The following is a 12,810-nucleotide window of genomic DNA, read 5'->3' as shown; positions in this document are numbered from 1 at the left end:
CTCCGAATCGCACATCTCGCGACCCAGGCCGTCGCGATGTGCGCGTGCATCTGCTTCGCTCCGGCCTGGTACGCGACGTGGCTGCGCGCGGAGTCTCCACGGTCCCGCCCGCGCGCAGCAGAACGACTGACGGGGCCTCAAGGACCCGCTCAGCGCTAGGCGGCGTACGCGAGGAAACGCGTCCAGGCGGCCGGGGCGAGGGCGAGCTGCGGGCTCTCCTCGATCTTGGAGTCGCGGACGTGGACGGTGGAGGGGCAGGCGGCGACCTCGACGCAGTCGTCGCCGGAGCTGCCGCTGTAGCTCGACTTGTGCCACTCCAGCGCGACCTCAACGCAGGAGTCGCCGTCGCCGCTGCTGTAGCTGCTCTTGAACCAGGCCAGGGGTGTGGTGCTCATCTCGCTCCTCGCATCCGCCGCATCAGGCTCTTGGAGTCGTCCAACGAGAGAGCCTGTGAACGCATACTGGCACACCGCATCTGGATCACGCTGACCACTTTGGGGTCGGAGATGAACTGTCCGTACATCTGCCCCTCCGAGTAGGCGCACCACTGGTGCTCCGGTGTCTCCAGCAGCCGCATCGGCCCATCCAGGCCCGCGTGGTGATGCCGTACCAGCGGCATGACCTGGACCTCCACATTACGCAGCTCGGACAGGTCGAGGATGTGGTCGATCAGCTCCCTGGTGACCTCCTCGCCGCCCAAGTCCCGGAGGAACAGGTGCTCTTCGAGGATGAAGCTGAACGCGGTGTTGGGTCGGTTCCGCAAGAGTTGCTGACGTTCCAGCCGAGCCGCGAGCTGCACCTCGATCTGCTCGTCGGCGAGCGGCGGCAACCGGTCAGCGAACAGCGTCCGCGCGTACGCGGGCGTCTGCAGCAGCCCCGGAATCAACCGGCACTCGTACGTGTACAGGCTCAGCGCCTCCAGCTCCAGCTGCGCCCACTGCCGGAACCAACTCGCCAGCCCCTTCCGCCGCGTCAGATGCTTTGCCGCGCCCCGAATCACCCCGAACGCGTCCAGCACCGCTTCGGCGCGCTCCACGACGTCCTGCGGCGGGAAGCGCCGTCCCTGCTCGATGGAGGCGACGGTCTCGGGTGAATACCCGACGAGCGGGGCGAACTGCTCCTGCGTCAGCCCGGCCCGCTTGCGGCAGGCCTTGACCACTTCCCCGAACACCTTGAGGCTGTACTGCGGTTCGGGCTCGGTGCCGCTGCGGCCGCCGCCGTTGCCGAAAGTCCCGTACGTGGTGCTGTCGATGCCATCCGTGCCGTGCGTCATGTACGGCCACCTCCCCGTGCGCCTGTCCTGGTTCGCAATGCGTCCATGCTCACGGAACGTGACCCGTACCGTCTACCCTTCGCACCCGTACGCTGACTCAGCGTACGAGTTGCTGACCTGGTGGAGAGGAGGTGTGGCCCGGAATCTGGGGGCATGGAAGCACCTGTGAAGACCCAACCCGACGTAACCGTACGTGTGTTCAACCGTCAATTCGACGCGGATCCGCGCGGCGCCCGGCTCGCCCGCCGCGTCGGCCTCCACAAGCTGCACACCTGGGGTATCCCGTATCTCAGTGACGCATCGGAGTCGGCGGCCCTGATCATCGGAGAGCTGACGGCCAACGCGGCGACCCATGGCCGCGTCCCCGGCCGCGACTTCGCACTGCGTCTGTCGTACCTGCCCGGCGACCCGGAGACGCCCGGTCTCCTGCGGATCGAGGTGTCCGACGCCCGGGGCGAGCGCCGGCCGCCCGGCCCCGGCGAGGTCACCGCGCCGGAGGACGGCTCCGACAGCGGGCGCGGTCTGCTGATCGTGGACGCGCTGGCGGACCGCTGGACGGTCCTCGACCGCAATCCGGGCAAGACGGTGCGGGCGGAGCTGGATCTGCTGTGCTGACGGTTCTCGGCGCTGCCGCTGCTATGGGCCACCACGTCACGCTGTACGACCGCGCCTGACAGGGCGGCATGCGCCGGCCGATTGCCCAGGGGTGCCCGCTCCAAGGCACTTGTCCCTCTGTGCACGCAGGGTGTTCCCGGGCCGCGCGCGCCGGTCAGCTTATCCGCACCCGAGCTGTTTCTGGGCGAAGGCGGTGAACTGCTTGAGGAGGCCCGGGAGGGTTTCGCGCTCGTTCTGTTCGGCGGCGCCGCTCAACTCGATGCTGAGCCGCAGGTACTTCCCGGACAGCGGATCAGTGTTTTCGGCTGGGCGGCAGGAGATGTGGGTGGTCGCACCCGTATTCCAAACAATGCCCCTCCTGCCGACGGGAATCGGATCGGGGTCGGCCGATCCATATGTGTTTCGCTCGGTGAACGATTCGTCGATCTCCACCTTTGCCCAAGCGTGGAATCCGTCGTTCCCGTCGATGTACAGGAGGCAGTTCACGAACCGTTTGCGTTCCGAGAAGCGGAAGGATTCGGTGTCCTCCTTCAGAGTGTCGCCAGCGGGAAGCAGAGGCTGGACGTCCTCCGGGGAGAATGCGTTCCAGCAGAACTTCGCAGGAAGTTTCGGGGCGGCCTTCTTCTGGCCCTGCGAACACCCAGCTGCAATGGTCATCAGCGCCATAGAAAGGACGACGGCAGCGGTGACTCTTTTGATTCGGCGCATGACGGATGCTCCTTCAGGGGCGGTTGACTTGAGCCAGATCGCGCCCGATGGAGTGCGCGCTAGCGGTCGCTGCGGAGGCGGATCCCTGGAAAACCTTGTACTCCTCGGGTGCCAGGCCAGTAGCTTTGCCCCCTGCGGAAACTGCGCTCACTGCCGCCTCCTTAGTCGCCTCCTCAGCCCCTGTGTAGCTTCTCCCGGACGCGAGCGCGGCTTCGTCCGTGCTGTCCCTGCTTGACTTCTCCACCACCGTCGCGGTGATGTCCTCTTGGATCCACGTGACGACGTCACCGCCCACGGGGAGTAGTTCCAGATACTTGGCCCCGACGAGATCGATGATGCGATTCGTCCACTTCGCGTTGTCCTCGATGCCCTCGTTGTACTCGCCGTCCTCATGCGTCTTGAGGTCGATGACCGCATGAGCCCTCGCCTCGGACATCATCCCCGCGATTTCCCCGCCGGGGTGGACCGCGTTGCGAACTGCCTCGCCCATGTCCGCGTGGCGTTCGGGGTGGTTGAAGGCGTCGCCCACGAGTGCCGTTGTGTAGGCCTGTTGTGCGTGGGTGATCGCGCCGTAGGCGTCGGGGTCCTGGCCGACCGAGCCGAGGAATCTGGTCATCAAGTGCTTCTCGAATTCGGCTGGTTCGCCGAACGGCTTGATCTGGCCTGCCGCGTTCTCGGCGGTCGCCTGGAGGTCCGGCATGTACTCCGCCGCCATGTCGCCGAACTGTGGGGCCAGGGCGCTCAGTGGGCCGGGCGGGTCGCCGGCTTTCGCCGATACGAGTTCCGGGTTCGTGCCGATCTTCTCGACGACCTTCTCCATAACACCGCTCATGTCGTTGGAGTGGCGCACCGGCGGTGCGTCGTCGTCGCCGGGGACGCGGCCCGTGACCGCTGCCTCCAGGGCGTTGCCCATGGCCTTCTGGCCGAGCGTGGGGCCGCTGTCGGCCGTCGTGTCGTACCAGTCGTCCGCAGGCTTCTTGTCGAGCATGTAGTCGACCACGCTCTGCGCGTCCTTGCCGCTGGTCTCCGCGTCCAGCATGGTGACGATGCCGTCGTTGTTGGTGTCCGACCGAAGGTTCTCGTTGAAGAACTCCGCTGACGCCGCGGGATGCCTGCTCATAGCCTCCATGAGGCCGGTGACCGGGTTGAAGCCCTTCCCGCCGTCCGCGTCGAGGTTGATCGCCATGCCCTGGTTGTACGGCTGGTTCCGGGACCAGACCTCGGGGTCCTTCTTGTCCATGGCGATCATGTCCCGGCCGACCGACGTCAGGAACTGCTGGTCGTAGGTGCCTTCCCGCAGCAGCGAGCCCAGCGCCTGGTACCCGTAGACCTTGGTGCCGACGCCCGCGAAGCCGGAGACGTCGATCTCCTGACGGCCCGCCTTGAGCAACTGGTTGGTCCAGGCGGCGTCCAGGTGGTTCGGCACCGACGCGGTGGTGGCCAGGCCGAGCATCGCCCCCATGTCGCTCTGGATGTTGCGGACCATGCCCACGCGGTCCGCTCCCGCCGGGCCGAGGGACGTGGAGTCCAGGGACATCCGCGTGTACGCCTCCAGCGTCCCCTCCGCGCCCAGTCTGCGATAGAAGGCGGTGGCGAACTCGGGGTCGAGGCGGTTGTCGTCGATGATGTCTTCGAGTTTGCGCAGCGCGTCGAGGTTTCGCGCCGTGCCGCCCTCTCCTGTGACCGTCTTCAACAGCTCCGCCGCGTGACCCGCCTGCTCCGCGTCGAGGGACTTGTAGACGGGTTTGCTGAAGTCGTGCTTGCTCTTCATGTTCGCTTCGAGGGCGCGTTTCAAGGAATCGTCGGCATCGGAACAGTCCTCGACGATCCGATCGATCTTCCGCTGCCAGGACGCGACAGCCGCCTGCTGCTTGCGCAGCGCCTCCGGATAGTCCGGATCGCGACGCGCGGTGTGATCGTCCTCCAGGTCATGCCGGGCTGACGCCTTGCCCCGCGCGCTGATCACCACGCCTGCTGCGGGGGCCTCTTCGTCCCGCATGCCGATCAGCGTCTTCCTGGCGTACGCGAAGGATGTGTGGGCGTCCACCAGCAGGGACTTGATGCCCCGGGCCTGGGACACGGCATCATCGAACTCCGCCGCCGTCTTCGCGATGAACTCCTTGGTGACACCGGCGTTGACACCTTCCCACCGTGCCTTGCCCGCCTTGGCCTTCATGCCGGTCCGGGCGTCGTCCGCGAGTCTCTCCAGCCTGGTCACCATCGCGGTCCAGTCGTCGGCCGCTGTCTTGAGCTTGCCGACGGGTGCGTTCACCACATCGTCGAAGGTCAGCACGGTTCCCCCAAGAACGGCTGGTCGGAGCGCGGCGAGGCGGAGCCGCCCCCCGGGGGCGCCAACCTATCCCGGGTACGCAGGAGCAATGTATGCATGTGCGATTTTGAGACAGCCGCGAGACCGGCGTCCCGCCTCCCGACTCACCCCCGCCGCACCCGCCCCGCGATCCGGCGGCCCAGCCGCCCCAGGGCGCTCGTACGGTTCCAGGCCCGGAAGGCGTCCGCCCGGCCGCTGCTGCCCGTGCGGCCCACCGTCGCCTCGACCTCCGCGACCGCCTCGGCCGACATGCCGCGTACGGCGGGGCGCAGGACGTCGTCGAGGAGAGCGGCGGCCACTGGCGGCCAGGCGCGGCCCGCGTGCGGGTGGGCCGTCCAGACGGTGAAGCAGTCCGCAGCGTAGGCGGGCTGGGTGCGCAGCCGGGTCCGTACGGTTTCCGTTCGGGCGGTGCGGTCGTACGCGGCGATCAGGCCGGCGTCCTCGCCGTGGACGAAGTCGTACAGCTCGGCCCCCGGGCGGTCCGGGGCCAGCAGGCGTTCGACCAGGGCCGCGTACGCCTGCTCCCGGAGCGCCGGTTCTACCGGCTCCGCCTGCGCGCACAGCGTGCGGACCCGCTCCGACCAGCCGGGCTCCGGTGCCCCCGCACGCAGTTCGCGGACCAGGTCCAGAAGGAGGAGACCGGCCCGCTCCCGGCCGCCCATCTCCTCCGGGAAGCCGCGCAGGAGGTCATGGGCGAGCTCGGCCGCCTCGTCGGCGCTCGAAGCGGACGATCCGCCGGACGCCCCGAGCGCCGCGTCCACCAGCCGCGCCCAGGTGCCGGCCACGCGGTGCGAGTCCGAGGTGGCCGCGTCCAGCAGGAGGCGGGCCTCCGCGACCGTGGGGGCACGGTCCTCCCAGACCAGGCCCACCGCCGTACGCAGCACCAGCGGCTCGGCGAAGGGGGAGAGGCCGGCCGCCCGCAGCACCCGGTGCCACGCCGCCTTCCGGTCACCGCCCAGCGTCGCCATCGCCCCCGGCGCCTCGGCGCACATCCGCAGATGCGGCAGCGCCTGCGTCCCCGTGAACGGCAGCCTGACCCGCTCCAGGAACCGGGCCACCGCCCCGGGGTCCTCGGGTGCGATCCGGTCCAGCGCGCCGAGCAGCGCCGTCCGCACCTCGAACTGCTCGTCCAGCAGCTCCAGCAGGGCCGGTGCGAAGCCCGGGAGGCCTTCGTGTGCCGCCGACGCCTCCGTCAGCAGCGCGGGCGCCAGGCGGTCCACCGCTCCCGGCAGCGACTCCGTGCCGTCCACGCCCAGCAGCCGTGCCACCCGCAGCAGTTGCACGGTCCGCGCCACCGACCGGGACCCGACCGTGTCGCCCAGCTCGGTCAGGATCTCCGGGCCCAGCCGCTGGGCGACCGCCGCCCCCTCCGGACCCGCGAACGCGTCCGGGCGCGGCAGTTCCAGCGAGCCGTTGCCTCCCCGTACCGCCTCCGTGACCAGCATCGCCGCGAGCGGGGCGGTCACCGATGCCGGGCAGCGGCCCTCCAGCGCGCCGAACAGCCGTCCGGCCGCGTCGAATTCAAGGCCCGTGCGGTCGTCGACGCCGGGGGAGGCGATGGCTTCGACCAGCTGGCCCGTGCGCTTCGCGTCCAGGGCGTAGGGGCGTTCGGAGGCCCAACCGGCCGCCGCCGCACGTCCGTCCGGCCCGAGCGTGATCCCCGCGCACAACGCCGTGACCGCCAACGGGCCCGCCGCGAACGGCTCCCCGGGCAGTTCCCGCGCCTCCCGAAAGAGCTGCGGCGACCGGCTACGCCAGACCCGGGCCGCCGTCGCCGCCCACACGTCGTCCGTACCGCCCGCCGGGGCCTGCCCCGCGCACGCGTGCACCCGCAGGCCCGCCGCCCGCGCCGCCGCCGCGTCCTCGGGCCCCACCCCCACCACCCGCGCCGTCGAACTCCCCGGCCGCCGGGTGTACGTGGTGAACGTCAGCCGCTCCGCGCTCTCCCTCGGCAAGGTGACCGACGCCAGCCCCAGCCACCGGGCCACGTCCGCGCACTGCCGTTCCACCAGCGCCACCGGTCGCCCGCCGGCCGTCTCCGCGTCGCTCGCCCGGCGCAGGTCCGCCAGCACGGCCGCGAGCCAGGGGCCGCGCGATACGGCGAAGTCGTCCAGGCCCTCGGAGACGGCCGCAGGGCCCGGCGGCAGCGTCAGCGGGTCCGGTATCGCCCCGCCGGGCGTCACCGCCACCCAGTGCGGCGAGCGCCATGCCTCGACCGGCAGCCGGTCGCCCGGCAGCGGAACCCCCGGCGGCAGGTGCACCGCGTGCGCATGGAACCGCACCCCCGGCCCCGAGCCGCCGCCCGTGTCCCGTACCGGGGCCGAACGCGCCACCAGCCGACTGCCGTCGGACAGGGCGAAATACCCGAACGCCTGCGGCAGCGAGCGCAGTTCGCCGTCGGACGGCCGGTCGGGGACGCCTCCGGGAAGCTCGTAGCGCACCAAGGGCTCGATCTCCGCCAGCAGGGCCCCCGACACCCCGGGACCGACCGCCGTGAACCGGCCGCCCGTCGCTCCCTCGTCCCCCGGCGCGGAGGAGGTGTAGTGCACCTGTGCAAGGCTCATCTGTCGGCCCTCTTCGTCCTGCCGCGCCCGATCCCCGTGCTCACCCCGTGCGGCTGGGTTCGGGGAGAAGTCCGCAGCCGCGGAGGTGACGTTACCAAGGACGGGAAGGCAGTCCCTACGCTGCGTCAGGCGCTGCCCCGAGGACGGTTGTGGGACGTGCGCCCGGCCGTCGTGTAGAAGACTGTGCGGAGTGCGCCGGACCGGGCGCACCGGAAGGGGGAAGCGATGCGGCATGTGCCCGCTCTGCCGACGTACGACAAGGACGCGACCACCAGACTGCTGTGCTCGTCGGTGCACCTGGACGACGAGTTCGCCCGGTACGCGCACCAGGAGCTCTCGGGGGACCGTCTGACCGCCATCGGTCTCCCGCTGGGCGTGAACCTGCTGGCGCTGGCACGCCACGCGGCCCGCGCGACCCGGCGGACGAACCTTCGCGACCGCAGGCTGGCCTGGCTCTGCGCGGGATGGTGGCTCGCCGTGCTGACCGCTCTGGGCGGCCTGACCGGTGGCTCGTCCGCCTTGGCGGAAGCGGCCGTTGTCGTCCTGCTGCTCGTGCTCGGCTCCTCCTGGTGGCTGGTGCGCCGGACCGAGGCCCAGGGGCGCGCCGAGGCCCTCGAAGCCCGCATTTCCGCCACGCGTCCCCAGGACCTCGCACCCGAGGTGGCCGACGAGGTCGAGCAGCGGCTGCGCGGGCTCAGGCGCCCGAACATGATGCCGTACACGCGGAGCGCGGAGCGGCAGAACCCCTTCGTCGGCAGTGGGAGCAAGATCAAGGAGACGGTCTGGCAGCCGATCGACATCAGCCGCCCCGCGGACGCCCCCGGCGGCGGCAAGAAGACCCTGATCCCCTTCGACGCCGTCGACCTCCACACCTATCTGGCCCGGGAGTTGGGAAACCTCGCCGGCCTCGAAGGGCTGCGGGCGCAGAACCGGCTCTACGTGCTCGGCCACCAGGTCCACTACCTCGGCGACGACGTGCTGCCGGACCGGCTGCGCCCGCCGAACAGTGAGATCCCGCCACTGCTGGTCAAGGCGGGGCTGCTCAAGCCCGGCGCGGGGGCGCGGACCTATCTCAGCCTGGAACGGGTCGGCGAGGGCGGCCGGGTCATCGTCTCGATGCATCTGCGAGCCCGGCTCCAGCACCCCAGCCTCTCCTGGGAGGTCGCCGCTTACTGCATCCCCCCGGTGGACGCCCGCCACTACGGCACGGACTACCTCCCGCGCGACGGCTTCGAACGCCTCTGGAGCCTGATCCGGTTCGCCACCTCGCACACCTGGTCCGCGCTGACCGGAGCCCCGGGGCGGATCGCGCGCCGCAACTCCGCGAGCAAGCGGCGCGCCCGCGAGCTGGAGAAGCGGCGCAAGGAGATCACCAAGAAGCACGCGCTGTACGACTACGGCGCCACGGGCAGTCTGCGCGAACGAGTCGGCTCATGGGATCAGCTCGGCCACTCCGAGCGCATGGACTCGCAGGACTTCCTCCACCGGCTCCAGCAGGGGGTGCTCATCGCGACCGAACGATTCCTGACGGATCATCACGTGGACACCAGCTCCTTCGACCGGGCCCAGCAGGTCATCAACACCCAGACGTACAACATCTCCGGCGACATCACCGGCCCGTCGAACATCGGCAACAACGGGCAGATCTCCGCCGCCTACGGCCAGGGAGCCCAGTCGCCGACGGCCGCCGCGGGCGGCTCTCCCTGAACTCCGGCATCACCCACCAACCACCCAGGAGAGACATGAGCACCTACAACTTCCACGGCGACATCTCGGGCCCGAGCAATTTCGGCGACAACGGGAAGATCCAGGTCACCTACGGCACGCCCCCGGCCGAAGCGCTGAAGCTGGCCGCCGACCTCGTCCAGCTCGTGCGCCAGGAGGCCGCGCGGCCGGAGCTCGCGGCGCAGGCGGAGATCGTGCGCGGAGAGCTGGTCCGGGCGGGGGAGGAAGGGCGCCCCGCCGACCAGGGGCGGATCCGGCAGGCGCTGGAGACGCTGACGGTCGGGCTCGCGGCGGGCAGCGGCGGGATCGCCCTGGCGCAGGAGATCGGGCGGCTGATCGGGCTCTGACCCCGTTCTCCCGGGCGGCCCCGCCCGCGTGACCCCCTGAGCCGTGCGGGCGGGGTCGCCGGGACGTGCTCCCGGCGGCCCCGCCCTCCCTCTCACTTCGCGTGGACCGCTGCCTGGGCCCCGCCGAGATCGAGTCGCAGCCCCGCGCGGAGCGGGACGGTCTGGCCCGGGGCGATCTCCTGGGAGGTGCCGTCGGAACGCGTGCCGGTCCAGCTGGTCGACGAACGGTTCGCCAGCCCGAACTTCCCCGGCTTGCTGGGGTGTTCGGTCAGCTCGGCCACCAGCGTCGCATCGCTGTAGTCGTGGCGTGACGGCTCCGGCGTCAGGTGATGCTCATGGACGCGAGCGCCCCGGCGCAGCCGGACATGGCGCTCGGACCGGGGCAGGGGGGTGGTGATGCTCAGCCGGGGCGGCAGGATCAGCGCGCTGCCGCAGGACCAGCAGGACCCGGCGGTGGTCGCTGCGGGCTGTGTCATGTTCTGGCGGCCGCAGTCGGCGCAGTCCACGACCGCGTCCAGCACGGACCGCAGCGCGTCCCGCCACTGCGATTCACGCACCCGGACGGCCGGCTGGTGCAGCCCCACGGTGAAGTTGTGCGTGAAGAGGTCCTGGAGAGCCGCAGGGGCCGCCGCCCAGGTGTGCAGGACGGTGGACTGCTCGACGGGATCGGGGCTGTTCGCCGTGTCGTCGGGATCGAAGACGAACAGCGGCTGTTTCCCGTACAGGCGCCTCTCCGCCACCTCGTCGAGGCAGTGGATCTCCAACTCCTTCTTGCCCTTGAGCGGGTGGTGGTTCATCAGGAGCATGAAGAGCAGTACGGACAGCGAGTGCAGATCGGACTGGGTGCCGGGCATGGCTCCCGCATCGCCACGCACCAGCTCGGGCGCCATGAACTCCATGGTCCCCGAGATCCCGCTGCTGTTCCCTTCGACCACGGCGTTGTCGTTGTCGCAGACCAGGACGTCACCGCTGGCCGGGTCGAAGAAGATGTTGCCCCAGGAGATGTCCCGGTAGGCGATCCCCCGCGAGTGAAGGGCCTGGTACGCCTCCACCGTGTAGAGGGCGGCGGTCAGCAGGGCCCGCGGAGTGGTCCGCAGCCTGCGGCGGAAGAGGTCCGGCAGTCCCTTGAACCGGTCCGGCCGCAGATCCATCAGATAGCCGAACGCCCCCGCGCCGGACGGCACGTACGCCGTGGGCCACAGGAAACGGTCGTCGTCGAAGTCCCGCGCCACCAGCTCCCGCACGATCTCGTCCTGCTCGGGCGTCGCACAGGAGGGGTAGTACCACTTCAGGGCGCGTTCGCCGGACGCGGTCCCCACCCGGTAGACCTCCCCCTGGCCACCGGCGCCGAGCATGTCGATGACGCGCACGGACTCCCCGTCATCAGCGGTGAGGTGCGTTCCTCCGTCGAGCATGCCGCTCATGCGTCACTCCGTCGTTCGTCCGTCGCGGCGCTGTCGTCCGCCGCGATGAGGTGGGGCCGCCGGGAAGCGACCAGGGTCGTGTCGTCACCGGAGTAGCGGGCCGCTTCGGCCAGCCATCCGGGCAGGGCGTCGCGTACGCCTTCGGTGCCGCCGTCCTTCGAGAGCCGCTGGTCGAAGCCGGTCATGAACTGGGTGAAGCCCTCGTCGGACGCGAAGCTCTTGGACAGGCCGTCGGTCGACAGGGCGATCATCCGAGGGGCGTGGTCCGGTGCGACGACCGGTGCCCAGTGCACCCGGATCATCTTCCACGCCTGGCGGCTGCACAGGGACTCCGTCTCGTCGCCGAGATCCGCCTCCACCGGAGCCAGCGGCAGCGCGATCGCTCCGTCGGCGTCGATCACCGTCAGCTCGCCGTCGCCGAGCTGCCAGGCCGCGAACATCCGCGGGGTGAGCACCGCACCGACCAGCGTGGCCCCGTACAGCAGCAGCTTCTGGCCCTTGCGGGGCGGCTCGGCCGCCGGGTTCACCGTCTGCGGATGGCGGTCCCAGTGGGCGAGCACCCTCTCCTGCCAGGCGGCCACCAGCTGCCGAGGCAGCTCATTGCGCGCGTAGTTCATCAGCCAGCTCAGGCTGTGCGCTCCGTCCGGACCCTCGGCGCGCGCCAGTTCGGCGAACGTACGGGCCTGTACGCCGAACAGGTCGACCGCGCACCGAGCCCCGATATTGCTGCGGGCGTGCACCGCCGAGCCATGACCGTCCGCCACCGAGAGGATCAGCGGATCGCCCTGCGACCCGGAGCCCTCGGCGGCGCACCAGTCCTGGTTGACCTGCTTGTTCACTCCCCGCACGCTGTGTTCGAACGTCTCCCACAGCGGCTGCTCAGGAGCGCTCACCAGACGTCGTCATCGTCGTCGTCCAACTGCGGCGGCGCGTACGGCGGTTGCTTGACCGTGGTGTCGGACGGGCCCGCCACCGGCTGCGACGCGGCCTTGACCGCGGCTGTCGAGGCCCAGCGGATCGCCGCCGCCAGCTGCTTGGGGCTGTTGGCGTCCAACGGCTTGAGCTCGGGGTTGCCCAGGAACTCCTGGAGGACACCGCGGTCGGCGTCCGCCCCGATGGCGATGGCCACCCGTACGGCCTTCCTGCCCCACGGTGTGGCGTCCAGGGCCCGCAGACCGGACTTCCAGTCGTCCGTCGGCACCCCGTCGGAGGCCAGGGCCAGCACCGGCTTGAGGGCGCGCTGCGGCATGGGGGGCGTCTGCAGCTCGCGGGAGACCACCTCCAGCGCCTCGCCCAGGTTGGTCATGCCGTCGACCTGGACGTCCTGCCAGGTGAAGTCGTCGACCGGCACCGGGTCCTTGTGGTGCCACCGCGCCTCCGTGGAGAACGTCAGTGTGCGCAGCAGAAGTTGGGCCGCGGGGTTGTCGTGGGCGACCGACCGCATCTCGGGAACCGCTTCCCGGATCGCGTAGTTGAGCTGTCCGATCTTCTCGCCCTGCATGGAGTAGGAGCAGTCCAGCAGCCAGATGAAGTGGACCGGCCGGTTCGCCATGGGACCGCCGGGAATGTCACTCACTCGAAGCCCTCCTTGTCGTGAATATGCGTCATGGTGTGCACGTGGTTGTGGTGCGTATGCCGTGTAGTCACTCGCTCAACCCCTCGGTCACCTGGTCGTCGAGGAGCACCCAGCCCCAGGCAAGCAGCCCGCCGAGGGTCACCAGGCAGGCGATGACGAACAGGGTGAGGAGCAGCCGACGCCCCCGCGCGATGTTCGGCGTAACGACCTGCATAGCCGTGAACCGTCTTTCTCTTCTAGGACCTGACC

General features: G+C 70.3%; 12 protein-coding genes. 3 read left to right on the top strand and 9 right to left on the bottom strand.

The annotated features are described in order from the left end of the window. Positions 1-155: 155 nt before the first annotated feature. Positions 156-395, bottom strand: coding sequence for a DUF397 domain-containing protein (locus tag ACGF2Y_RS07635; protein WP_392943938.1), 240 nt, complete (start codon positions 393-395; stop codon positions 156-158). Continuing rightward, positions 392-1,273: a Scr1 family TA system antitoxin-like transcriptional regulator gene (locus ACGF2Y_RS07630; RefSeq protein ID WP_392943936.1), complete on the bottom strand. Its 882-nt coding sequence runs from the start codon at positions 1,271-1,273 to the stop codon at positions 392-394. Before ACGF2Y_RS07630 ends, ACGF2Y_RS07635 begins: the two co-directional genes overlap by 4 nt. Positions 1,274-1,426: 153 nt before the next feature. On the opposite strand from ACGF2Y_RS07630, the gene ACGF2Y_RS07625 reads away from it, so the two are divergent. Then, entirely contained in the window at positions 1,427-1,888 is a 462-nt protein-coding gene (locus tag ACGF2Y_RS07625; RefSeq protein ID WP_392943934.1) for an ATP-binding protein, read from the top strand. 159 nt (positions 1,889-2,047) lie between these two features. On the opposite strand, the gene ACGF2Y_RS07620 is transcribed toward ACGF2Y_RS07625, so the two are convergent. The 3 genes from ACGF2Y_RS07620 to ACGF2Y_RS07610 all read right to left on the bottom strand — a co-directional run bounded on the left by ACGF2Y_RS07620 (position 2,048) and on the right by ACGF2Y_RS07610 (position 7,489). Further along, on the bottom strand, positions 2,048-2,596 hold the full coding sequence (locus ACGF2Y_RS07620; RefSeq protein ID WP_392943932.1) for a hypothetical protein: 549 nt from the start codon (positions 2,594-2,596) through the stop codon (positions 2,048-2,050). A gap of 13 nt (positions 2,597-2,609) precedes the next feature. Beyond that, entirely contained in the window at positions 2,610-4,889 is a 2,280-nt protein-coding gene (locus tag ACGF2Y_RS07615) for a hypothetical protein (protein ID WP_392943930.1), read from the bottom strand. A 140-nt stretch (positions 4,890-5,029) separates the two neighbouring features. Further along, entirely contained in the window at positions 5,030-7,489 is a 2,460-nt protein-coding gene (locus tag ACGF2Y_RS07610; RefSeq protein WP_392943928.1) for a GTPase-associated protein 1-related protein, read from the bottom strand. A 225-nt stretch (positions 7,490-7,714) separates the two neighbouring features. Here ACGF2Y_RS07610 and ACGF2Y_RS07605 point away from each other — a divergent pair, with 225 nt between their 5' ends. Then, entirely contained in the window at positions 7,715-9,196 is a 1,482-nt protein-coding gene (locus ACGF2Y_RS07605; RefSeq protein WP_392943926.1) for a hypothetical protein, read from the top strand. A gap of 35 nt (positions 9,197-9,231) precedes the next feature. Beyond that, complete coding sequence (locus tag ACGF2Y_RS07600; protein WP_392943924.1) at positions 9,232-9,561, top strand: hypothetical protein; 330 nt, start codon at positions 9,232-9,234, stop codon at positions 9,559-9,561. Positions 9,562-9,653: 92 nt separating this feature from the next. Here the strand turns inward: ACGF2Y_RS07600 and ACGF2Y_RS07595 are convergent, their stop codons facing one another. From ACGF2Y_RS07595 to ACGF2Y_RS07580, 4 genes are all read right to left on the bottom strand, one after another. Further along, a complete protein-coding gene (locus ACGF2Y_RS07595) occupies positions 9,654-10,985 on the bottom strand; it encodes a protein kinase (RefSeq protein ID WP_392943922.1) in 1,332 nt (443 codons plus the stop codon). Next, entirely contained in the window at positions 10,982-11,878 is an 897-nt protein-coding gene (locus ACGF2Y_RS07590; RefSeq protein WP_392943920.1) for a protein phosphatase 2C domain-containing protein, read from the bottom strand. Before ACGF2Y_RS07590 ends, ACGF2Y_RS07595 begins: the two co-directional genes overlap by 4 nt. Next, positions 11,875-12,537, bottom strand: coding sequence for a tellurium resistance protein (locus ACGF2Y_RS07585; protein WP_392944290.1), 663 nt, complete (start codon positions 12,535-12,537; stop codon positions 11,875-11,877). The genes ACGF2Y_RS07590 and ACGF2Y_RS07585 overlap by 4 nt, the downstream gene beginning before the upstream one ends. Positions 12,538-12,628: 91 nt before the next feature. Continuing rightward, a complete protein-coding gene (locus ACGF2Y_RS07580; RefSeq protein WP_392943918.1) occupies positions 12,629-12,775 on the bottom strand; it encodes a hypothetical protein in 147 nt (48 codons plus the stop codon). Positions 12,776-12,810: the final 35 nt, after the last annotated feature.

It is taken from the genome of Streptomyces sp. NPDC048142 (genome assembly GCF_043202835.1).
GTDB lineage: Bacteria > Actinomycetota > Actinomycetes > Streptomycetales > Streptomycetaceae > Streptomyces.
This window is presented reverse-complemented; position numbering and strand designations above follow the sequence as displayed.